The following is an 18,589-nucleotide window of genomic DNA, read 5'->3' on the forward strand; positions in this document are numbered from 1 at the left end:
TACCCGCCGTACCGCTTGGTACGGTCGCCGTCGTCGCTCCCCGACCGGGCGACCCGACGGACGAAAGGCGGACTCGTGGCGGCCCGCATCGAACTGGACTCGGTCGACCGGGTCCTGATCCGCCTCCTGCAACGGGACGGCCGCGCCTCCTACACCGAGCTGGGCCGGGAGGTCGGCCTGTCGGCCCCGGCCGTCCGGGCGCGGGTGCAGCGGCTGACGGAGAGCGGACTGATGCAGTTCGCGGCCGTGACCGACCCGATGCGCCTGGGGCTGCCCGTGATGGCGCTGCTCGGCATCCGGGTCGCCACGGCGCCGCAGGAGGTGATCGCGGCGCTGGAGGAGATTCCGGGGGTGATCTACCTGGTCGCCACGGCGGGCTCCTTCGACCTGTTCGCCGAGGTCGTGTGCCGGGACATGGACGAGCTGTACGGCCTGGTCAACGACCGGGTCCGGCCGCTCGCCGGGGTGCGGGAGGTCGAGTCGTTCCCGTACTTCGGCATCCACGTGCACCGGTTCACCTGGGACGTCCCGGAGTGAGTCCGGGCGGGGCCGCCCGGACGCCGGGGGCCCGTGCCGACGGGCGGATGGTACGCCCTCAGGTGCCGTCCTCGCTGGTCAGGATGGTCAGGTGGGCCAGGTCGGCGGGCGGCGGTGACGTCACCGACCAGAGCGGGGCGGGAGAGCCGTCGGCGACGGCGGCCGGGGCATCGGTGAGGTTCATGCGGCGGCGCAGACGGCCGTAGAAGTCCATGGGCCCGAGGCGGACCGCGCGCAGGCGGCGCGGGGCGGCGTAGACGCCGATCCAGTCGCCGGGGTCGAGCAGGCCGCGCACCTGTCCGTCGATGCTGACCGCGGCCCGGCCCGACCGTTCCAGGACGCGCAGGCCAACGGGCTCGTCCGGGGCCGTCACCACCGAGCGGTCGAACGTCATGTGCGGAGCGACCGGTGTGAAGACCAGGCCCTCGGCGCGCGGCGAGACGACCGGCCCGCCCGCCGCGAAGCTGTACGCGGTCGAGCCGGTCGGCGTGGCGACCAGCAGCGCGTCGGCGGAGTAGGAGGCCAGCAGGCGGCCCGCGACGTAGACGCCGACGGACACCTGGCGGTCGCGCGACAGCTTCTCCAGCACGATGTCGTTCAGCGCGAAGACGTGCAGCGGGACGCCCCAGTCGGCGTCGACCTCGCAGTCGTCGCGGATGCGGGGCGGGGGCAGGAGCGGGCCGCGTCCGTAGCGCAGCAGCGGGCCCATGTCGTCGGGCACCTCCAGGCGGCGGGAGGCGCGCAGGGTCAGCAGCATGCGGCTCTCGACGTCGAGGCGGTCCTCGCGCACGGCGTCAAGCGCGGAGCGGACGGAGGCGACGGGCACCTCGGTCAGGAAGCCCACCCGGCCGAGGTCGACGCCGAGGACGAGGGCGTCGTGTTCGGCGGCGAGCCGGGCGCCGCGCAGGAAGGTGCCGTCGCCGCCCAGGGTGACGATCAGGTCGGGATCACCGGCCGCCGCCAGTTCCTCCCCGGCGCTGTGCCGCCCGCCCTCCTCCCAGACGTCGATGTCGGCGCACCGTACGCCCTTCTCGGCGCACCACGCCCGTACGGTGCGGGCGGCCTCCGCGGCCTCCGGGCGGCCGCCGTGCACGACGAGGCCCAGTCGGTTCAGCTGCATGTCGGTGTCTCCCTCGGTCGACCTCGCCCGTCCACGTGGCGTGCGGCCACCTCATCCCGGCAGGGGCGCGCCGTCCCGTGTGCCACGCCGGGGAGAAGGGAAACGCCGGGCCCGGCCAGGGACCCGAGCGACGCTGCACGCGACCCGGCGGGCGGGGAGGGCGGACCGGTCGGGGGCGACGGCCGCGACGGCGGGAGCCGGACCGGGCGGACGGGCCCCCCGCCCCCGGCGCCCTCGACGCGCCCCAGCGGCACCCCACCGAATCGCCTCCCGCCGGCCCGCGGACCCACCGGCCCGCCACCGCCCGGCCACCGGCCCGTCACCGGTTCAGAGGCGGACCCATCGGCATCCCACGATCCCCTCATCGGCAGGTAAAACTGCACAGTTTCACCTGGACAGTCCGACCTGGCCATTCCTAGCCTGGATGTATGGCACACATTTCTGGTTCGGCCGACCGTGCCGCGCGTGATCTGCGGGTGGTGTTCAGCAGGCTGCGGCGCCGTATCCGCGAGGTGGCGCGTGAGGACGGGGACGGCGCCGAGGGGGTGCTCACCCCGTCTCAGGAGTCGGCGCTCACCCTGGTCGGGAAGCACGGCGCGGCCACGGCCAGCGCGCTCGCCGCCGCCGAGGGGGTGCGGCCCCAGTCGATGGCCGCCACGCTGGCCGCGCTCGACGGGCACGGCCTCATCGGCCGGGCGCCCGATCCGGCGGACGGCCGCCGCCAGCTGGTCACGCTCACGGACGCGGGCCGGGCCCGGATCGAGGGCAACCGGCAGGCGCGTGAGGAGTGGCTCGCGCGCGCCTTCGAGGACCGGTTCACCGAGGAGGAGCGGCAGACGGTGCTCGCCGCGCTGGGGCTGCTGGAACGGCTGTCGCACCCGTGACCCCGAGGCTGCTGCGGCGCGGCGGGCGGGACACCCGCCCCTCACCGACCGCCTTCGACCGGCGGCTGATCGCCCCGATGGTGCTGGGCTCGGTGCTCAACCCCGTCAACTCGTCGATGATCGCCGTGGCCCTGGTGCCGATCGGCGCTGCCTTCGGCGCGCCGCCCGCGGAGACCGCCTGGCTGGTGTCGGCGCTCTACCTGGCGACGGCCCTCGGCCAGCCGGTCGCGGGGCGGCTCGTCGACATGTACGGTCCGCGCCGCCTGTATCTCATCGGTACGGCGCTGGTGGGCGTCGCCGGGCTGGCGGGCGCGCTGGCGCCGTCGCTGGGCGTACTGATCGCGGCCCGGGTGCTCCTCGGGTTCGGCACCTCGGCCGCGTATCCGGCGGCCATGCGGCTGACGCGGGACGAGTCCGCGCGCACCGGGCGGGACAGCCCGGCCGGGGTCCTCGCGACGCTCGCGGTCGCCAACCAGACGGTGGCCGTGATCGGGCCCGCGCTCGGCGGGCTGCTCATCGGCGCCGGGGGCTGGCATCTGGTGTTCACCGTCAACGTGCCGCTCGCGGCGGCCTGTCTGGTGCTCGGCGCGCGGCGGCTCCCGCGCACGGCACCGGCCGCCAGGCCGCGGGGCGTCGACCTGCCGGGCATGGCCCTGTTCGCCGTCACCCTGGTCTCGCTGATGACGTTCCTGATGCGCCCGCAGGCCGACCGCTGGTACCTGCCGCTGGCGTGCGCGGTCGCCGCCTGCGCCTTCGCCGTGCGCGAGCGGCGCGTACCCGACCCGTTCGTGGACGTCCGCGTCCTCGCGGGGAACCTGCCGCTGCTCGCCACGTACCTGCGTCAACTCCTCGGCTACACCACCGCGTACGCCTTCCTGTACGGCTTTCCGCAGTGGCTGGAGCAGGGGCGCGGGCTGGGTTCGTCGGCGGCCGGGCTGGTGCTGCTTCCGCTGTCGGGGGCCGCGCTGGCCGCGTCCGCGCTGACGGGGCGCCGGGAGGCCGTGCGCACCAAGCTGGTGGTCGGTTCGCTGCTCCAGATGACCGGCTGCGCCGCGCTGCTCCTGCTCGGTCCGGGCACCCCGCTGTGGCTGCTGCTCGTGGTGGGGGCGGTGATGGGCGTGCCGCAGGGGCTGATCGGTCTGGCGACGCAGAACGCCCTGTACCGACAGGCCGATCCGCAGCGGATCGGATCGGCGGCCGGGCTGCTGCGGACCTTCAGCTATCTGGGCGCGCTCGCCTCCTCGGTCGCCACCGCCGCCTTCTACCCGCACCACGCCGACACGGCCGGGCTGCACGGCCTGGCCCTGTTCATGCTCGCCGGCTCCGCACTGCTGCTGGCGACCACCCTGCCGGACCGCTCGCTGGCCCGGATCACCCCCCGAAAGGCCTGATCACCCCATGTCCCTCAGCACCCTCGACCCGCGCACCGCCCTCGTCGTCGTCGACCTCCAGAACGGCATCACCGCGATGCCGACCCAGCCGTACCCGGGCGCGGAGGTGGTGGCGCGCAGCGCCGAACTCGCCGACGCCTTCCGCTCGTCGGGGCTGCCCGTGGTCCTGGTCCGGGTCTCGTTCGCGGCCGACGGCGCCGACGCGGTGCCCGGCCGCACCGAACGGCAGCCGCGCGGTCTCGCCTTCCCCGAAGGCTGGGACGTCGTGGTGGACGAACTGTCCGGTCATCCGGGCGACGTCCGGGTCACGAAGCACAACTGGGACGCCTTCCACGGCACCGACCTCGACGTGCAGCTGCGGCGGCGCGGGGTCACGCAGATCGTGCTGACCGGCATCGCGACCAGCATCGGCGTGGAGTCGACCGCCCGGTCCGCGTACGCGCACGGCTACCACGTCACCCTCGCCACGGACGCGATGGCCGACAGCGACGGCGACGCGCACCGCAACAGCGTCGAGCGGATCTTCCCCCGCCTCGGCGAGTCCGGCACCACGGCGGAGGTCCTGGAGCTGCTGGCCAAGACCCGCTAGCCGGAACATCTCCCTGACGCTCCGTCAATCGACGGTCGATTTCCCCTTCCTCGCCCCCGTCGCCGGGTTCCGTCCGGCGGCGGGGGCTTCGTGCCGGACATCATCGAATCGTGTCCGCGGAGCTGACGTAACCCGCCGGACACGATATTTTGACAGGCGCTTGACAAAAGCAGCGCCGCTCGCTGAGCCTGCAAGGTATTCGCAGCATCTCGCATCTTTCCTCGCGCTACCCGTAAGCACACGACAGTCACGTGCATCGATGGGACGGCAGCGAGCGCGTCCGGCGCGCGCCCTGCCCTGACACCCCCCATGACGTCAGGAAGGGAAAGCTCTTCATGTCTCCACGTCCTCGACCGGGGCCCGGCTGGGTCACCGCGCTCGTCACGGCGTTCGCCCTGCTCTCCGCGGCCGTGGTGACGGCCGCGCCCGCGCAGGCCGCGCCCGCCCCCGCACCGGCCGTCATCCCGGCCGCCGACTACCAGCACGTCCAGCTCGCCTCCGGCTCGGCCGAGTTGGGCGAGGCGATGTCGCTGACCGTGCTGCCGGACCGGTCGGTCCTGCACACGGCCCGCGACGGCACGATCCGGCACACGGACGCGGCCGGGAACACCAAGCAGGCCGCCAAGCTCGACGTCTACACGCACGACGAGGAGGGCCTTCAGGGCATAGCCGTCGACCCGGGCTTCGCCACCAACCGCTACGTCTACGTGTACTACTCCCCCAAGCTGAACACCCCGGCGGGCGACGCCCCGGTGACGGGGAGCGCGGCGGACTTCCAGCCGTGGAAGGGGCACCTCAACCTGTCCCGGTTCACGCTGCGCGCCGACGCGACCCTCGACCCGGCCAGCGAGAAGGTGGTCCTGGAGGTCCCCAACGACCGGGGCCAGTGCTGCCACGTGGGCGGTGACATGGACTTCGACGCGGCCGGGAACCTCTACCTGACGACCGGCGACGACACCAACCCGTTCGACTCGGCGGGCTACTCGCCGATCGACGAACGCGCCAACCGCAACCCGCAGTTCGACGCCCAGCGCAGCTCGGGCAACACCAACGACCTGCGCGGCAAGGTGCTGCGGATCAAGCCGACGGCGGCAGGCGGCTACACGGTGCCCGCCGGGAACCTGTTCGCGCCGGGCACCGCGAACACCCGGCCCGAGATCTACGCCATGGGCTTCCGCAACCCGTTCCGGATGTCCGTGGACCGGCCGACCGGCATCGTCTACCTGGGCGACTACGGGCCCGACGCGGGGGGCACGGACGCGGCCCGCGGCCCCGGCGGCCAGGTCGAGTTCAACCGCATCACCGGACCCGGCAACTACGGCTGGCCGTACTGCACGGGCACCAACACGGCCACCGAGACCTACGGCGACTTCACCTTCCCGAGCGGTCCGACGGGCGCCAAGTTCGACTGCGCGGGCGGCCCGGTCAACAACTCCCCGCACAACACCGGCCAGTCGAAGCTGCCCCCGGCCAAGCCGAGCTGGATCAAGTACGGCCTGGAGGGCTCGCCGCCGGAGTTCGGCGGCGGCTCGGAGTCCCCGATGGGCGGCGAGGTCTACCGCTACGACCCGGCGCTCAACTCCTCCGTGAAGTTCCCGCAGTCCCTCGACGGCCGCTACTTCGCCGGGGAGTTCGGACGGCAGTGGATCAAGGCGGTCGAGGTCACCGGCAGCGGCGGCTACGGCACCATCGAGGACTTCCCGTGGAACGGCACCCAGGTCATGGACACCGACTTCGGGCCCGACGGCGCGCTGTACGTCCTCGACTACGGCACCGGCAACAACAACCAGGCCCTGTACCGCATCGAGTACATCGCGGGCAGCAACCGCAACCCGGTGGCCCGTGCCGCGGCCGACAAGACGTCCGGGGCGCTTCCCCTGACGGTGCAGTTCTCCTCGGCGGGCAGCTCCGACCCCGAGGGCAAACCCCTCACGTACTCCTGGGACTTCGGCGACGGCTCCACCTCCACCCAGGCCAACCCCAGCCACACGTACACCGCGCACGGCACCTTCCGGCCGACGCTGACCGTGCGCGATCCCGAGGGGTTGACCGGCACCGCCAGCCTGGTGGTGACCGCGGGCAACACCGCGCCCACCGTGACCCTGCAACAGCCCCTGGACGGGCAGCTGTTCTCCTTCGGTGACACGGTGCCGTTCCGGGTCCAGGTCAGCGATCCCGAGGACGGGACGATCGACTGCGCCAAGGTCAAGGTCACCTATCTCCTCGGCCACGACAGCCACACCCACGCCATCACCTCGGCGAACGGCTGCTCCGGCAACCTGGCCATCCCCGTGGACGGCGAGCACGACAGCGCCGCCAACCTGTACGGCGTGCTGGACGCGGAGTACACCGACGCCAGCGGTCTGACCTCGCACTCGGTGCGCACCCTCCAGCCCCGCCACCGGCAGGCCGAGCACTTCTCCGCCCAGTCGGGCGTCCAGACCGCCGCGCACGGCGCCGCCGAGGGCGGCACCACCGTCGGCTTCACCGACGACGGCGACTGGATCTCCTTCAAGCCGTACGGCCTCACCGGCGCCAACCGGTTCACGGCGCGGGTCTCCTCCGGCGGCACCGGCGGGACGATCGAGGTACGGGCGGGCTCCGCGACGGGCACGCTGCTCGGCCGGGCCACCGTGCCGGTGACCGGCGGCTGGGACACCTTCACCGACGTCACCGCGACCCTCACCCAGGTCCCGTCGACCAGCACCGAACTGTTCCTGGTCTTCCGCGGACCGACCGGGCAGGGCAACCTCTTCGACCTCGACGCGTTCACCTTCGCGGGCGGCGGCAGCACGACCGTCACGTACGAGGGCGAGTCGTACTCCTCGTCGGCCGGGGTGCAGATCGCCGACCACGCGGGGGCCAGCGGCGGGAAGACCCTCGGCTACATCGACAACGGCGACTGGGCAGGCTACGCGTCCGTGCCGACGGCGGGCCGCACCACCTTCTCGGCACGGGTCTCCTCGGCCGGGGCGGGCGGCACGCTCCAGATCCGCTCGGGCTCGCAGACCGGTCCGGTCCTCGGCTCGGTCGCCGTCCCGGTGACCGGGGGCTGGGAGACGTTCGCCACCGTCAACGCGACGCTGACCGGGGCCGGTTCGGGGCCGCTGTTCCTCACCTTCACCGGCGGCGCCGGGTCGCTCTTCGACGTCGACACCTTCACCCTGGGCTCCACCACCGCCCGGAAGGGGCGCTGACCATGAGCATCCGCAGCAGGGGGCGCCGCCGGACGGCGGCCCTCGCCCTCGCCCTCGCCGGGGTCCTGGCCGCACCGGTCCAGGCGGCCCAGGCGGGGCCCGACCGGCAGGCCGCCGCCTTCGACGTCCTGGTGTTCTCCAAGACGGCCGGTTTCCGGCACGACGCGATCCCGGCCGGGATCGACGCCCTGCGTTCCCTGGGCCAGCAGGGCGACTTCACCGTGACGGCCACCGAGGACGCGGGCGTGTTCACCCCGTCCGGCCTGTCCGGGTACGAGGCCGTCGTGTTCCTCAACACCACCGGCGACGTGCTCGACCCCGCCCAGCAGACGGCGTTCCAGACGTACGTCGACGGGGGCGGCGGGTATCTCGGCGTGCACGCCGCCGCCGACACCGAGTACGACTGGCCGTACTACGGGCAGTTGGTGGGCGCGTACTTCAAGAGCCACCCGGCGATCCAGCAGGCGACGGTCCGCAACGTCGACCGGGGCCACCCGGCGACCGCGCACCTCCAGCCGACCTGGACGCGCACCGACGAGTGGTACAACTACCGCACCAACCCGCGCCCCGGTGTGCGGGTGCTGCAGACCCTGGACGAATCGACGTACAGCGGCGGCGAGATGGGCGCCGACCACCCGATCACCTGGTGCCACCGTCAGGGCAACGGCCGCTCCTTCTACACCGGGCTCGGCCACACGGCCGCGTCCTACAGCGAACCCGCGTTCCGCCAGCTGCTGCTGGGCGCGGTGCGCTACGCGGCCGGGGTCGCCCCGGCGGACTGCGGTCCGCAGGGCGGGACCGGCGGCCCGGTGGAGGCGGAGGCGTTCACCTCGGGGTCCGGGGTGCAGACCGCCGACCACGCCGCGGCCAGCGGGGGCAGGACCCTCGGCTACATCGAGAACGGCGACTGGGCGGGCTACTCCCAGGTGCCCACCGCCGGGGCGCGGACCTTCACCGCGAAGGTGTCGTCGGCGGGCGCGGGCGGCACGATCGAGGTCCGCTCGGGCTCGGCGACGGGCACGCTCCTCGGCTCGGTGCGGGTGCCGGTGACCGGCGGCTGGGAGACCTTCACCACCGTCTCCACCACGCTGACGGCGACCGCGTCGGGCCCGCTGTTCCTGCGGTTCACCGGCGGCGCGGGGGCGCTGTTCGACATCGACACCTTCACCCTGGCGACCCAGCCCGCGGCGCAGGCCCTCGACCCGAACACGCACCTCTTCTACTACCCCTGGTACGGCAGCCCGGCGGTGAACGGGAGCTGGCGGCACTGGCAGCAGGGCGGCCGGACCCCGCCGGACGACATCGGCGCCGACCTGTACCCGGCGCTCGGCGCCTACGACTCCGGTGACTTCGCCTCCACGGTCGCCCAGCACATGAAGTGGATCGCCCGGTCCGGCGCGGGTGTCCTCGTCTACAGCTGGTGGGGCCGCGACGGCTACGAGGACCGCCTCGCGCGCGGTGTCCTGGACGCCGCGCAGAAGGAGGGCGTCAAGGTCGCCTGGCACCTGGAGCCGTACTCCGGGCGCACCGCCGCCTCGACGGTCGCCGACATCCAGTACCTGAACAGCACCTACGGCAGCCACCCGGCGTTCTACCGGGACGCGGCCCACGGCAACCGGAACGCGTTCTACGTCTTCCAGAGCCTGGACATCGCCGACTGGACGCCGCTGGAGCAGGTGAAGGGCAGCAGCATCGTGCTCGCCCAGACCACCGACACCAGCAGGATCGCCCACTTCTCGGGGCTGTACACGTACGACGGCATCGCGGGCGCCACGGCGCCCGGCTGGAAGCAGGCCGGGGAGTACGCCCGCGCCAACGGTCTGGTCTGGGCGCCGTCGGTGGCCCCCGGCTACCTCGACGACCGTGCCGTGCCCGGCAACACCACGCCGACGCTGGAGCGGCGCGACGGCGCGGCGTACGACCAGCAGTGGAACAACGCCCTGGACCCGGCCGTCGGCGGGTCCCCGACCTGGGTGTCGGTCACGTCGTTCAACGAGTGGCACGAGGGCAGCCAGATCGAGCCCGCGGACGCCACCCCGCCGCCGGGGTACGGCTACCGGACCTACGACGGGGCCTACGGGCTGTCCGGGGAGGCGGCCGGCACCGCCTACCTGGACCGCACCGCCCACTGGGTGAGCCGCTTCGTGGCGGCGCGCGCCGCCCGGTGAGGCGGGGGCCGGGTGCCGTACCCCTCCGGGCGGCACCCGGCCCGACGCGATCCCCGGAGTGATCCGGGTCTCGGCGCTACGGCGTGACGGGGACGTTGGTGAGTCCCCGGCCGCCGGTGACGGTGTTGCTGCCGTACACGGTGGTGCGGCACCCGGCGGCGTCGTTGGCGACGTTGATCGCCAGGCGGGTGGAGCCGCTCGCGCCGGTCAGGTCGGAGCGGTTGCCGCGGAAGACGGTGCCGCAGCCCCAGCCGGACTGCTGGGTGTGGGTCTGGTAGCCGTCGTTGGTGGTGCCGCGCCCGGTGTTGTTCTCGACGAGGACGCCGTTGCCCTTCACGTCGACCCAGGAGTCGTCGTAGTTGGCGCCGGTCAGCCCGCCGCCGTCGAAGGTGTTGCCGATGACGCGGGCGCCGGTGGTGCCCTCCTTGATGTCGACGTTCTCGCCGCCGACGTCCGGGCCGATGACGTTGCGCAGGATCTGGATGCCGTCGCTGCGGTCGGAGAGGGTGTTGGCGGTGCCGACGTAGACGCCCTCGCCCATGCCCCGGCCGTCGTTGCCGGTGTCGTAGATGCGGGAGTCGCGGAGGATTCCGTCGGTGCTGGAGTTGCGGAAGTGGACGCCCTCCATGTCGAGGTCGTGGACGACGACGCCCTCCACGACGACCCCCTTCGCGGAGTCGACCATGATGCCCTTCTGGCCGCCCCGCACGGTGACCCCGCGCACGGTCCAGTAGGAGGCGCCGTTGAGGTGGATGCCGTAGCCGCCGCCCGCGGTGAGCACGGCGTTCGCGGAGCCGGTGAGGGTGATGCGGGCGGCGGCGGTCGTGGCTCGGGTGGCCTTGAAGTTGCCGGTGTAGGTGCCGTCCGCGAGGTGGATGGTGTCGCCGGGGGCGGCCGCCGCGAGGGCGGTCTTCAACTGGGCGGCGGTGGCGACCTCGACGGTGGCCGCGCGGTCCGCCGCCGGGGCGGGGCCCGCGAGCGCGGTGACGGCGCTGAGCGCGATGAGGACGCTCGTGGCGAGGGCGGTCGTGGTGCGCGGCGGGGCGGGCAGCGGGCGGGAACGCGGACGCGGTGCGCGCATGGGGGTCCTCCTGCGTCTCCTGCGCGGGCAGATACGGAACCGATCACAGTCACGTACATGAACGACAGCCGTTGATGTGAACGCGTGACGGCACCCGAAAGCTAGGTGCGTGACGGGTGCGCGTCAAGAGCCTGCGGCGCGGGGCCGGGGGTGGGTCAGCCCTCCAGGGCCTGGGACACGTCCGGGTGACACGGGATCACGGCGTCGATGCCGACGAGTTCGAGGACCCGCAGGACCGAGTCCTGCGCGGCGGCCAGCCGCAGCCAGCCGTCGGCCTCCTCGGCGGCCTGATGGACGTGGATCAGCACGTTGATCCCGCTGGAGTCCATGAACGTGACCCCGCCGAGGTCGACGACCGTGCGCGGCGCGGGCTCGCCGACGGGCGGCAGCAGAGCGGCGGTCAGGGGATCACGGGCATGATGGTCGACCTCGCCGCGCAGGCTGACGATGCGGATGCCGTCATGGGCCGAGTGGCCGATCGACAGCCTGCTGGCGGACTCTGCTCCGTGGGTGTCTGTCACCGGTTCCTCGACTGCGTTCTACTGGTGCAAGGTTGTGTACGTGCCGTGCGCCGATAGCCTGCCCCATGCCAGGCCTCCGACACACCCGTTCGGGGAAACCTGTGGGGGCGGAGTGCATGCAATGAAAAGTGGCGGGTACACGCAGCCGCGTGAACGGGGAACCGAGGAGTGAGCCGAGTCGAATCGATCACCGATGACGGGGGCGGCGTAGTGCCGGGCGGCCCCTTTCCGATACAGGCGACGATCGCGCTGGACGGCGACGGGTCCTGCATCGCGCAGGCGCGGCACCTGGCGGTCGACTTCCTCACCCGGCTGCGGACCGAGCACGGGCTCGTCGTGTCGGCGCGCGCCCTCGACCTGACGCAGCTCGTCGTCAGCGAGCTGGTGACCAACGCGCGCAAGTACGCCCCCGGGCCGGTCCTCATGGAGCTGCGGATCGCGGACGGCGCGGTCGAGGTCGTCGTGTGGGACAGCGATCCGGGGCTGCCGGTGGCGCGGGCGGCGGACCCCGGCCGGGTCGGGCAGCACGGCCTGGAGATCGTCATGGCCGTCGCGGAGTCGCTGGAGGTGGACCGGGAGCCGGTCGGCAAGCGGATCACGGCCCGGGTGGCGCTCACCGACCCGGCGGAGCCGGGGGCCGCGCCGGGCGCGTGACCCGCGGGGTGCGGCGACGCCCGCCGCACCCCGCGGTCACCCGGAGTCGGCCGGATCCGTCCGGTCAGCCGACGGTGCGGACCGCCCCCGCCGCCACGGGTGCCGAAGGCGCTGCGGCGGCGCCGAAGTCGCGCTCCACCTCCGCCTTCTCCGCGGCGTTCGGGTAGGGGTTCTTGCAGGAGGTGCCCGCGCTGGAGCCCGACATGAGGCTGGTGCAGGGGCCGGGCTTGCGGTCGGGCAGACCGAGGATGTGGCCGAGTTCGTGGGCCGAGATGCGGACCGTGTCGTGGCCCTCGGTCACGGCCTGACGGCCGATGTAGACGGTGCCCCGGCCCAGCGAGGTGGTGACCGCGCGGGGCCAGCCGTTGTCGGCGAGGACGCGGATGTCGGCGCGCTGTCCGGCGGCCACCGGACGCAGCTCCACGGCGTCGACGCTCTCGTTCCAGACGGCCGCGCCCCGGTCGACGGCGGCCCGGAACTCCGCGGCGGCACCGGCGTCGTAGGTGACGACGCGGGCGGCGAGCGGTTGCGGGGCGGTGGCCGCCGGGGCGGCCAGGGCGGGGCCGCCGACGAGGGCGAGGGATGCCGCGAGGGCGGCGGTGAGGCCATGGGCGACGGTGCGTACGCGCATGGTCGACCTCCTTGTGGGGGAAGAGGACGGAGAGGACGGTTGTGCGTGTCCATGTCAGTGCTGGTGCATCCAGGTGCCTTCCCGCGCCCCGGGGGAACCAATCAGCCGTTCCCCCGAACTCCCCAGGCCCCTCACCCCTTTTCACGTCCCCGCCCCGGGCAGCGCGCCGGGAGGCGTGGCGCATTGTCGCCGTTGACCACCTTGTCCGGCCCATGACAGGTTCGGAGCACTTCGGCGAGCGCCCGAAGTCCGTTTCTGTACAAGGGAGTTGACGAGTGAGAGCAGTCAGCGGGCAGAGCAGGCGCGGCGGTCTGCGGGCGGTCGTGGCGGGGACGGCGCTGGCGGTCGCCGTGGCCGTGGCGGCGCCCGGCGCGACGGCGGCCGAACGCCCCGCGGCCGGGGTTCCGGCGGCGGCACCGGCCGCGGCGCTCAGCGATCCGACGCCCGAGGAGCAGGAGCAGCTGCGGCAGATCGCGGGGGCGATCTGGACGCCGGAGCTGGCGGCGGGCTGGAACATGAACGCCGAGGTCGCCGACATCCTGTCGACGGCGACCGGGGAGATCCTGCGGTGCAGCGCGGCCTTCGCCCTGGTCCCGCGCCCGCCGGGCTTCATCCCGGGACTCGGCTACCTGGTGAGCTACTGGAAGAACCTGCGGGACTACTTCCTGGTCGTCAAGGACAACCGGACCTACCGCGCCTGCGTGGTCGCGACCGCGGCCAACTACCGCTCCCCCATCGAGATCGCGTCGATGGGCATCTGACACCGCGGCGCCCGGCGGCGCCCGGACCCCCCGCCGGTCGGGACCGGTCCGCGGCGCGACCGTGGACCGGTCGGCCGCGGACCGGCCACCGGATCAGCCCCGTTCCCGGCGCCGCCGCAGGCGTTCCAGCCGGGGCACCGTCACCCGCAGCCGGTCCCCGCCGGGCGCCGTCCAGGTCAGCGCCCACGTGTACAGCTCGCGCAGCACGTACACACCGCCCCGTACGTCGGTGACGACGCCCTCCTTGCCCGCGTCCTCGTCCCACACCTGGTCGCCCACCCATGCCTTCGGCCGTTCTTCGCCCACGGCTCGACTTCCCCGGCGGGGGGCCGTCCGGATGCACCGCCGCCCGCGCCCTCCGGAGAGGGGCGCGGGCGGCGGCCGTCCGGGCTCTCGGAGATCAGGCTGCGAACCGCTTGAAGGCGGCGCGGGTGCCGGAACCGGCGACGCCGTCGATGGCGCCGGTGTAGCCGTAGTCGGCCTTCAGGAGCCGCTGGAGGGCCTTGATCGTGTTGGTGCCGGGGTCGCCGTCGATGGCGCCGGTGTAGCCCCAGTACTGCTTGAGGCAGCGCTGGAACGCCTTCCAGCTGTTGGTGCCGAGCTGCCCGTCGATCGAGTCGGTGTAGCCCCAGTACTGGGCCAGGAACTCCTGGACGTTCTTGGCCTCGGCCGTGTTCAGCCCGAAGTTCTGCGTCGCCAGCACGGCGGCGGACCGGGCGCCCACCGACGTCTGCGGCGCCTCTGCCGGAGCCGCGAAGCTGGTGCCCGCGGTCGCCAGGCTGCCGGCGGCGAGTCCGGCGACGGCGACGAGACCGGCGATGGTCCTGCCCAGAGCGTTCGGTCGCATGCGTTCCTCTTTCGGGTCGTGGGTCGTCCCCGGCCCGGTGGACGGGCCGAGGCGGCGGGACCACCGTGCGCCGTGCCGGGCCCAACGGGACAGTCCTGACGGCGAATTGGCGGCAGGACGGGACGGGCACCGCGCTGACCTGCGGCGGGTCCGGCCCGTGGGACGGTCCGGCGGGACGGCTGTGGCAGATGTCAGCGGGCTGTTGCAGAATGCGACGCAGCGGGGGGCCGCTGACCACGGCCACGACCGCGTCTGGGGGGAACGACATGCCGCGCTGGAAGGCGCTGTCCGCGGAACTCGACCCGCGTGCACGGCAGTTGGTGACGGAGTTACGACGACTCAAGGACCGGGCGGGACTGAGCACACGTCAGCTCGCCGCGAAGACCGGCTACAGCACGACGTCATGGGAGCGCTACCTCGGCGGTACATCGCTGCCGCCCGCGGAGGCGGTGGAGGCGCTGGCCCGCGTCGTCGGCGCCGACCCGGTCCGGCTGCTCGCACTGCGGGAGGTCGCGGCCGACACCTGGACCGGACGGCGCGCACGGCAGCCCTCCGAGACGGAACCGGAAGCGGCGTGGGGGCCGGGGACGCCGGAACCGGCCGGTCCGGGGCCGGGCACTGAGGCGGAGGCGGACGAGGACGGGGACGGGCCGGTCCTCGCGGGGCCGGTCGTGTCGGCGGAGGACGCCGAGGGGCCCCGGACACCGGGGCGTTCGCTCCGGGTCGCGCTGGTGGCGGGCACGGTGGCGCTCGTCCTCGCGGTGTCCTCGGCGGTCCTGCTGGTCCTGCGTCTCGGCCATGACGGCGGGGACGACGTCACGCACGGCACGGACCGCCGGGGCCGCGCCGCCGCCGTGTCCGACGCCCCGACCGGTTCCCCCGGTTCCGGCACCGCCACGGCGACGGGCACGCCGCCTCCGACGTACACCTGCCGTGTCACGCGGGTCGGCGGGCTCTGGGTGGCGGGCGTGGGCCGGACCCGGGACGCTCCTGTCGCGTTCGGCGACATCGGGCCCGACGTGGCCGAGGCGCAGTGCCTGCTGCGCCGGGCGGGTGTGTCGCCGGGCGGGATCGACGGCATGTTCGGCCCGCTGACGCTGCGCGCGGTCCGTACGTTCCAGGAGCGTTCGGGGCTGGTCGTGGACGGCATGATCGGACCGCACACCTGGAAGGCCCTGCACGGATGACCCGCGGGCCGTCGTCGCCCGCGGGCGCCAGACTGGCCGCCGCGCTGCGGGAGTTGCGGGACCGCACCGGGCTGAGCCTGGCCGGGCTCGCCGCAGCCACCACGTACAGCAAGTCGTCCTGGGAGCGGTACCTCAACGGCCGGACCGTGCCGCCGCAGGAGGCCGTACGGGAGCTGTGCCGGCTGGCGGGCGAACCGGCGGGGCGGTGTCTGGCGCTGCGGGAGATCACGCTGGCGGAGTGGACGACCGCGCCACGCGCCGCCCCTTCCCCACCGACACCCCCGTCCCCGGCCGAGTCTCCGCCCGCCGCCCCCGTGTCCCCGTCGGCGTCCCCGGAGGCGGCCGAAGCGACGCCCCCGGCGGCCTCTGTCCCCGCGCCCTCGACGGCACCGTCGATGTCGGTGGCGCCCGGTTCGGCGCCGGGTGCGCGGGCGCACCGGAGCGCGGCCGTGCTGGCGGTGCTGGCGTCCGTGTGTGCGGTGGTGATGGCGGCCGTCGTGGCGGCGCTGCTGCTGGCGCCGGGTCCGGGCGACGCCGCGCGGCCGTCGCCGTCCCCCAGCGACACCGGGCCGTTGTGCCGGGGTGCGGCCTGCGAGGGCGGGGACCCGATGGCGATGCGGTGCGCGGACCGGCCGGACACGCTCGCCGAGCACGTCACGGCGACGGGTGCCTCCGTCCAGCTGCGCCGCAGCCGGGTGTGCGGCGCGGGCTGGGGGCGGATGTGGGGCGGGAGCGTCGGCGACCGGATCGAGATGACCGTGCCCGGCACCGGAGCGCCCGCGCGCACCGCCCGGGTGCGTGACGGTCTCGACGCGGACGGCTACGTCTACACGCCGATGAGCGTGTTCCGGCCCGGCGCCGCGGTCCGGGCCTGCTTCCTCCCGGCCGGAGGCGGACCGGCCGAGTGCTTCGACGCGGGGCTCGGTCACCCCGGGACGGGGAGCTGAGCGGCGGGGCCGACGGTCGGGCGGGCGCCCGGCGGGAAGACCGGTGGCTCGGCCATTGGGATGGGACTCGCGGCGGTGCCGGGGACGGCTGCCGCGGCCCGCCGTGCGCGGGCCTATGTTCGGGCGCTGTCCAACGGTTCCGTCGAAAGGTGCACCACCATGCGCTCTGTCCGCTCCCGCCGTTCCGCCCGCACGGTCCGCTCGGGGCTCGCCGTCCTCGCCGCCTGCGCCGCCGTCGTCCTCGGCTCGGGCGCCGCGCACGCCGACGTGACGGTGGAGGACGAGGCGGAGCCCTCGGTCACCATCGTGTTCGGCGACTGGGTCCAGATCGCCGGGGACGACGTGTTCACCGCGGGCCACGACAACACCGTCGGCTCGGACAACTGACGACACGGCCCAACGCCCGGCACGGGGTTCGCCCCGTGCCGGGCGTCGCTCATCCCGGACTGCCGCAGGACGGCCGCCGGTGGGCCGTGGGGCCGCCCGTGCAGGTCGCGGCGCGCCGCACGGGAGGCCGGGCCGCGCGCCCGCAGCGGCGGCGGGGGTCGCCGCGGTCGGCGGCGACCTGACGGCCGAGGTCGTTCCAGGCGCGCCGCATCAGGACCGTGCACGACGCGATCAGCGCCACCACGGCCACCCCCACGACAACCAGCGCAGTCAGCATGTCTGCCCCCAGACCGCCGGGCGTTCGCTCCGGCTGGCTCCGAGAATCCCCCGGCACCGGGGCGTCGCACGTGCTTCTTGAGCAAGGCCTGAGGTTCGGGTCCCGGCACGGCACGGCCGACGGGGCGGCGGGGGCCACGATGTACGGGGGCGGGACGGCCGCTGGGCTGAGCCTTTCGGGGTAAGCGCGTCACAGACGGGGGCGCGACGGGTCTGTCGGGTGGGAGGACTCCCCCATGGGACGGAAGGGACAGGCCATGACTGCGCAGACGGTGTCCGACGAGGAGACGTCCCCGGCACGGACCGGCACCGCCGGGAGCCCGGCCGCCGGGACCGGGGCGCCGCAGCAGCGCACCCCTGAGATCACCCCCGAGGCGACTCCCGATCCCACCCCGGACCCGACCGGGGAGCCCGAGGGGTCCGAGGGGTCCGAGGGGTCCGGCAAGTCCGGGACGGGCGCGGTCGGCGCCGGACGGTCACCACGGTCCGGGCACGCCAAGTCCACCGGCCGCACGGCGGGTTGGGGTCCCGCGCTGCGCCGCACGCCGGTGTCGATGTGGCGGGACGACGTGTCCGACTACGCGGCGGCGCTCACCTACTACTCGATCCTGGCGGTGCTGCCGTCGCTGCTGGTCACCGTGATCGCGTTCAGCATGATCAGCCCGTCGACCGCCGGGGACTTCATCGCCCACGTCAGCGCCTACGCGCCGGGGCAGTCCGGCACCGAACTGCGGGACGTGATGGTGCGGATGCTGCGCGAGAAGTCCGCCGCGTGGACGCTGCTGTGCGCGGGCACGCTGAGCGCCGTGTGGTCGGCGTGCAGCTACCTGGCCGTGTTCCGGCGGGCCCTGCACCGTATGCACCACACCGCCGACCACCGCTCCCCCCTCCGCAGGGCCCACCGGATCGTGCTCACCGCCGTGGGGCTGCTGGGCCTGCTGCTGGTGAGTTCGCTGCTGCTGCTGGTGACCGGGCCGGTCGCGGAGACCGCGGGCGGGCTGCTGGGCCTGGACGGGATGGCCGCGTGGGCGTGGAGCCTCGTGCGCTGGCCGATGCTGCTGGGGCTCGTCGCGCTGCTGGTCGTCGTCGTGTTCCACACCGGGCCCGCCGAGGCCCGGCGCCGCCGCAACAGCCTGCCCGGCGGCACCCTCGCGGCGTCCCTCTGGCTCACCGTCTCCGCGGGCTTCGCCCTCTACTCGTCGGCGCTGAGCACCTACAGCAGGCTCTACGGCTCTCTCGCGGGCGTCGTCGTCTTCCTGATCTGGCTGTGGCTGTCCAACCTGTCGCTGCTCGCGGGCGCCCAGTTCTCGGCGGAGCTGAGCGGGCGGCGTGAGGCGCGGGCGGAGGCGGAGCGGGCCGGAGCGGAACGGCCGGACGCCGGGCCGCAGTAGGTGGCCGCCGGGCAGCCGTA

At 74.0% G+C, this 18,589-nt stretch carries 19 protein-coding genes; 12 read left to right on the top strand and 7 right to left on the bottom strand.

Features of this window, described 5'->3' with window-relative positions; translation table 11 throughout:
- The first annotated feature begins 75 nt into the window (after positions 1–75).
- Positions 76–537 (top strand): Lrp/AsnC family transcriptional regulator, encoded by a 462-nt coding sequence (locus ACIQPQ_RS09160; RefSeq protein WP_401301737.1) that lies wholly within the window; start codon positions 76–78, stop codon positions 535–537.
- 58 nt (positions 538–595) lie between these two features.
- Here ACIQPQ_RS09160 and ACIQPQ_RS09165 read toward each other — a convergent pair whose 3' ends face one another.
- The gene (locus ACIQPQ_RS09165; protein WP_401301740.1) at positions 596–1,657 is read right to left on the bottom strand and encodes an NAD(+)/NADH kinase; all 1,062 of its coding nucleotides are present in this window, start codon (positions 1,655–1,657) and stop codon (positions 596–598) included.
- 428 nt (positions 1,658–2,085) lie between these two features.
- Between ACIQPQ_RS09165 and ACIQPQ_RS09170 the strand changes: the two genes are divergently transcribed.
- The 5 genes from ACIQPQ_RS09170 (at position 2,086) to ACIQPQ_RS09190 (ending at position 9,886) form a co-directional block, all read left to right on the top strand.
- On the top strand, positions 2,086–2,541 hold the full coding sequence (locus tag ACIQPQ_RS09170; RefSeq protein ID WP_401301743.1) for a MarR family winged helix-turn-helix transcriptional regulator: 456 nt from the start codon (positions 2,086–2,088) through the stop codon (positions 2,539–2,541).
- On the top strand, positions 2,538–3,932 hold the full coding sequence (locus ACIQPQ_RS09175) for an MFS transporter (RefSeq protein ID WP_401301746.1): 1,395 nt from the start codon (positions 2,538–2,540) through the stop codon (positions 3,930–3,932). Before ACIQPQ_RS09170 ends, ACIQPQ_RS09175 begins: the two co-directional genes overlap by 4 nt.
- Positions 3,933–3,939: 7 nt before the next feature.
- Entirely contained in the window at positions 3,940–4,521 is a 582-nt protein-coding gene (locus tag ACIQPQ_RS09180) for an isochorismatase family protein (protein WP_401301749.1), read from the top strand.
- A 335-nt stretch (positions 4,522–4,856) separates the two neighbouring features.
- The gene (locus tag ACIQPQ_RS09185; RefSeq protein WP_401301751.1) at positions 4,857–7,718 is read left to right on the top strand and encodes a carbohydrate-binding protein; all 2,862 of its coding nucleotides are present in this window, start codon (positions 4,857–4,859) and stop codon (positions 7,716–7,718) included.
- A gap of 2 nt (positions 7,719–7,720) precedes the next feature.
- The gene (locus tag ACIQPQ_RS09190; protein ID WP_401301754.1) at positions 7,721–9,886 is read left to right on the top strand and encodes a ThuA domain-containing protein; all 2,166 of its coding nucleotides are present in this window, start codon (positions 7,721–7,723) and stop codon (positions 9,884–9,886) included.
- Positions 9,887–9,962: 76 nt separating this feature from the next.
- Here ACIQPQ_RS09190 and ACIQPQ_RS09195 read toward each other — a convergent pair whose 3' ends face one another.
- Positions 9,963–10,967: a right-handed parallel beta-helix repeat-containing protein gene (locus ACIQPQ_RS09195; RefSeq protein ID WP_401301757.1), complete on the bottom strand. Its 1,005-nt coding sequence runs from the start codon at positions 10,965–10,967 to the stop codon at positions 9,963–9,965.
- 155 nt (positions 10,968–11,122) lie between these two features.
- A complete protein-coding gene (locus ACIQPQ_RS09200; RefSeq protein WP_401301759.1) occupies positions 11,123–11,488 on the bottom strand; it encodes an STAS domain-containing protein in 366 nt (121 codons plus the stop codon).
- 168 nt (positions 11,489–11,656) lie between these two features.
- On the opposite strand from ACIQPQ_RS09200, the gene ACIQPQ_RS09205 reads away from it, so the two are divergent.
- Positions 11,657–12,142, top strand: a complete 486-nt coding sequence (locus ACIQPQ_RS09205; RefSeq protein ID WP_401301762.1) for an ATP-binding protein — start codon at positions 11,657–11,659, stop codon at positions 12,140–12,142.
- A gap of 64 nt (positions 12,143–12,206) precedes the next feature.
- Here the strand turns inward: ACIQPQ_RS09205 and ACIQPQ_RS09210 are convergent, their stop codons facing one another.
- A complete protein-coding gene (locus ACIQPQ_RS09210; protein WP_401301765.1) occupies positions 12,207–12,773 on the bottom strand; it encodes a snapalysin family zinc-dependent metalloprotease in 567 nt (188 codons plus the stop codon).
- A gap of 275 nt (positions 12,774–13,048) precedes the next feature.
- Here ACIQPQ_RS09210 and ACIQPQ_RS09215 point away from each other — a divergent pair, with 275 nt between their 5' ends.
- Positions 13,049–13,534 (top strand): hypothetical protein, encoded by a 486-nt coding sequence (locus ACIQPQ_RS09215; protein ID WP_401301767.1) that lies wholly within the window; start codon positions 13,049–13,051, stop codon positions 13,532–13,534.
- A gap of 93 nt (positions 13,535–13,627) precedes the next feature.
- On the opposite strand, the gene ACIQPQ_RS09220 is transcribed toward ACIQPQ_RS09215, so the two are convergent.
- A complete protein-coding gene (locus ACIQPQ_RS09220) occupies positions 13,628–13,840 on the bottom strand; it encodes a hypothetical protein (RefSeq protein ID WP_401301769.1) in 213 nt (70 codons plus the stop codon).
- 94 nt (positions 13,841–13,934) lie between these two features.
- Positions 13,935–14,381 (bottom strand): peptidoglycan-binding protein, encoded by a 447-nt coding sequence (locus ACIQPQ_RS09225; protein ID WP_401301772.1) that lies wholly within the window; start codon positions 14,379–14,381, stop codon positions 13,935–13,937.
- A 266-nt stretch (positions 14,382–14,647) separates the two neighbouring features.
- Between ACIQPQ_RS09225 and ACIQPQ_RS09230 the strand changes: the two genes are divergently transcribed.
- The 3 genes from ACIQPQ_RS09230 to ACIQPQ_RS09240 all read left to right on the top strand — a co-directional run bounded on the left by ACIQPQ_RS09230 (position 14,648) and on the right by ACIQPQ_RS09240 (position 16,902).
- Positions 14,648–15,568, top strand: a complete 921-nt coding sequence (locus ACIQPQ_RS09230; protein WP_401301775.1) for a peptidoglycan-binding protein — start codon at positions 14,648–14,650, stop codon at positions 15,566–15,568.
- On the top strand, positions 15,565–16,515 hold the full coding sequence (locus ACIQPQ_RS09235) for a helix-turn-helix domain-containing protein (RefSeq protein ID WP_401301778.1): 951 nt from the start codon (positions 15,565–15,567) through the stop codon (positions 16,513–16,515). The genes ACIQPQ_RS09230 and ACIQPQ_RS09235 overlap by 4 nt, the downstream gene beginning before the upstream one ends.
- A gap of 159 nt (positions 16,516–16,674) precedes the next feature.
- Positions 16,675–16,902, top strand: a complete 228-nt coding sequence (locus ACIQPQ_RS09240; protein WP_401301781.1) for a hypothetical protein — start codon at positions 16,675–16,677, stop codon at positions 16,900–16,902.
- A 49-nt stretch (positions 16,903–16,951) separates the two neighbouring features.
- Here ACIQPQ_RS09240 and ACIQPQ_RS09245 read toward each other — a convergent pair whose 3' ends face one another.
- Complete coding sequence (locus tag ACIQPQ_RS09245; protein WP_401301784.1) at positions 16,952–17,179, bottom strand: hypothetical protein; 228 nt, start codon at positions 17,177–17,179, stop codon at positions 16,952–16,954.
- 256 nt (positions 17,180–17,435) lie between these two features.
- Here ACIQPQ_RS09245 and ACIQPQ_RS09250 point away from each other — a divergent pair, with 256 nt between their 5' ends.
- Entirely contained in the window at positions 17,436–18,569 is a 1,134-nt protein-coding gene (locus ACIQPQ_RS09250) for a YihY/virulence factor BrkB family protein (RefSeq protein ID WP_401301787.1), read from the top strand.
- The last annotated feature ends 20 nt before the right edge of the window (positions 18,570–18,589 follow it).

It is taken from the genome of Streptomyces sp. NPDC091281 (assembly GCF_044757425.1).
Taxonomy (GTDB): domain Bacteria; phylum Actinomycetota; class Actinomycetes; order Streptomycetales; family Streptomycetaceae; genus Streptomyces.

Bases quoted from the DNA above. Each gene is read 5' to 3' on its own strand.
- ACIQPQ_RS09165 (WP_401301740.1), bottom strand. From the start codon at position 1,657: ATGCAGCTGAACCGACTGGGCCTCGTCGTGCACGGCGGCCGCCCGGAG.
- ACIQPQ_RS09170 (WP_401301743.1), top strand. From the start codon at position 2,086: ATGGCACACATTTCTGGTTCGGCCGACCGTGCCGCGCGTGATCTGCGG.
- ACIQPQ_RS09180 (WP_401301749.1), top strand. From the start codon at position 3,940: ATGTCCCTCAGCACCCTCGACCCGCGCACCGCCCTCGTCGTCGTCGAC.
- ACIQPQ_RS09185 (WP_401301751.1), top strand. From the start codon at position 4,857: ATGTCTCCACGTCCTCGACCGGGGCCCGGCTGGGTCACCGCGCTCGTC.
- ACIQPQ_RS09190 (WP_401301754.1), top strand. From the start codon at position 7,721: ATGAGCATCCGCAGCAGGGGGCGCCGCCGGACGGCGGCCCTCGCCCTC.
- ACIQPQ_RS09195 (WP_401301757.1), bottom strand. From the start codon at position 10,967: ATGCGCGCACCGCGTCCGCGTTCCCGCCCGCTGCCCGCCCCGCCGCGC.
- ACIQPQ_RS09210 (WP_401301765.1), bottom strand. From the start codon at position 12,773: ATGCGCGTACGCACCGTCGCCCATGGCCTCACCGCCGCCCTCGCGGCA.
- ACIQPQ_RS09225 (WP_401301772.1), bottom strand. From the start codon at position 14,381: ATGCGACCGAACGCTCTGGGCAGGACCATCGCCGGTCTCGTCGCCGTC.
- ACIQPQ_RS09230 (WP_401301775.1), top strand. From the start codon at position 14,648: ATGCCGCGCTGGAAGGCGCTGTCCGCGGAACTCGACCCGCGTGCACGG.
- ACIQPQ_RS09235 (WP_401301778.1), top strand. From the start codon at position 15,565: ATGACCCGCGGGCCGTCGTCGCCCGCGGGCGCCAGACTGGCCGCCGCG.
- ACIQPQ_RS09240 (WP_401301781.1), top strand. From the start codon at position 16,675: ATGCGCTCTGTCCGCTCCCGCCGTTCCGCCCGCACGGTCCGCTCGGGG.
- ACIQPQ_RS09245 (WP_401301784.1), bottom strand. From the start codon at position 17,179: ATGCTGACTGCGCTGGTTGTCGTGGGGGTGGCCGTGGTGGCGCTGATC.
- ACIQPQ_RS09250 (WP_401301787.1), top strand. From the start codon at position 17,436: ATGACTGCGCAGACGGTGTCCGACGAGGAGACGTCCCCGGCACGGACC.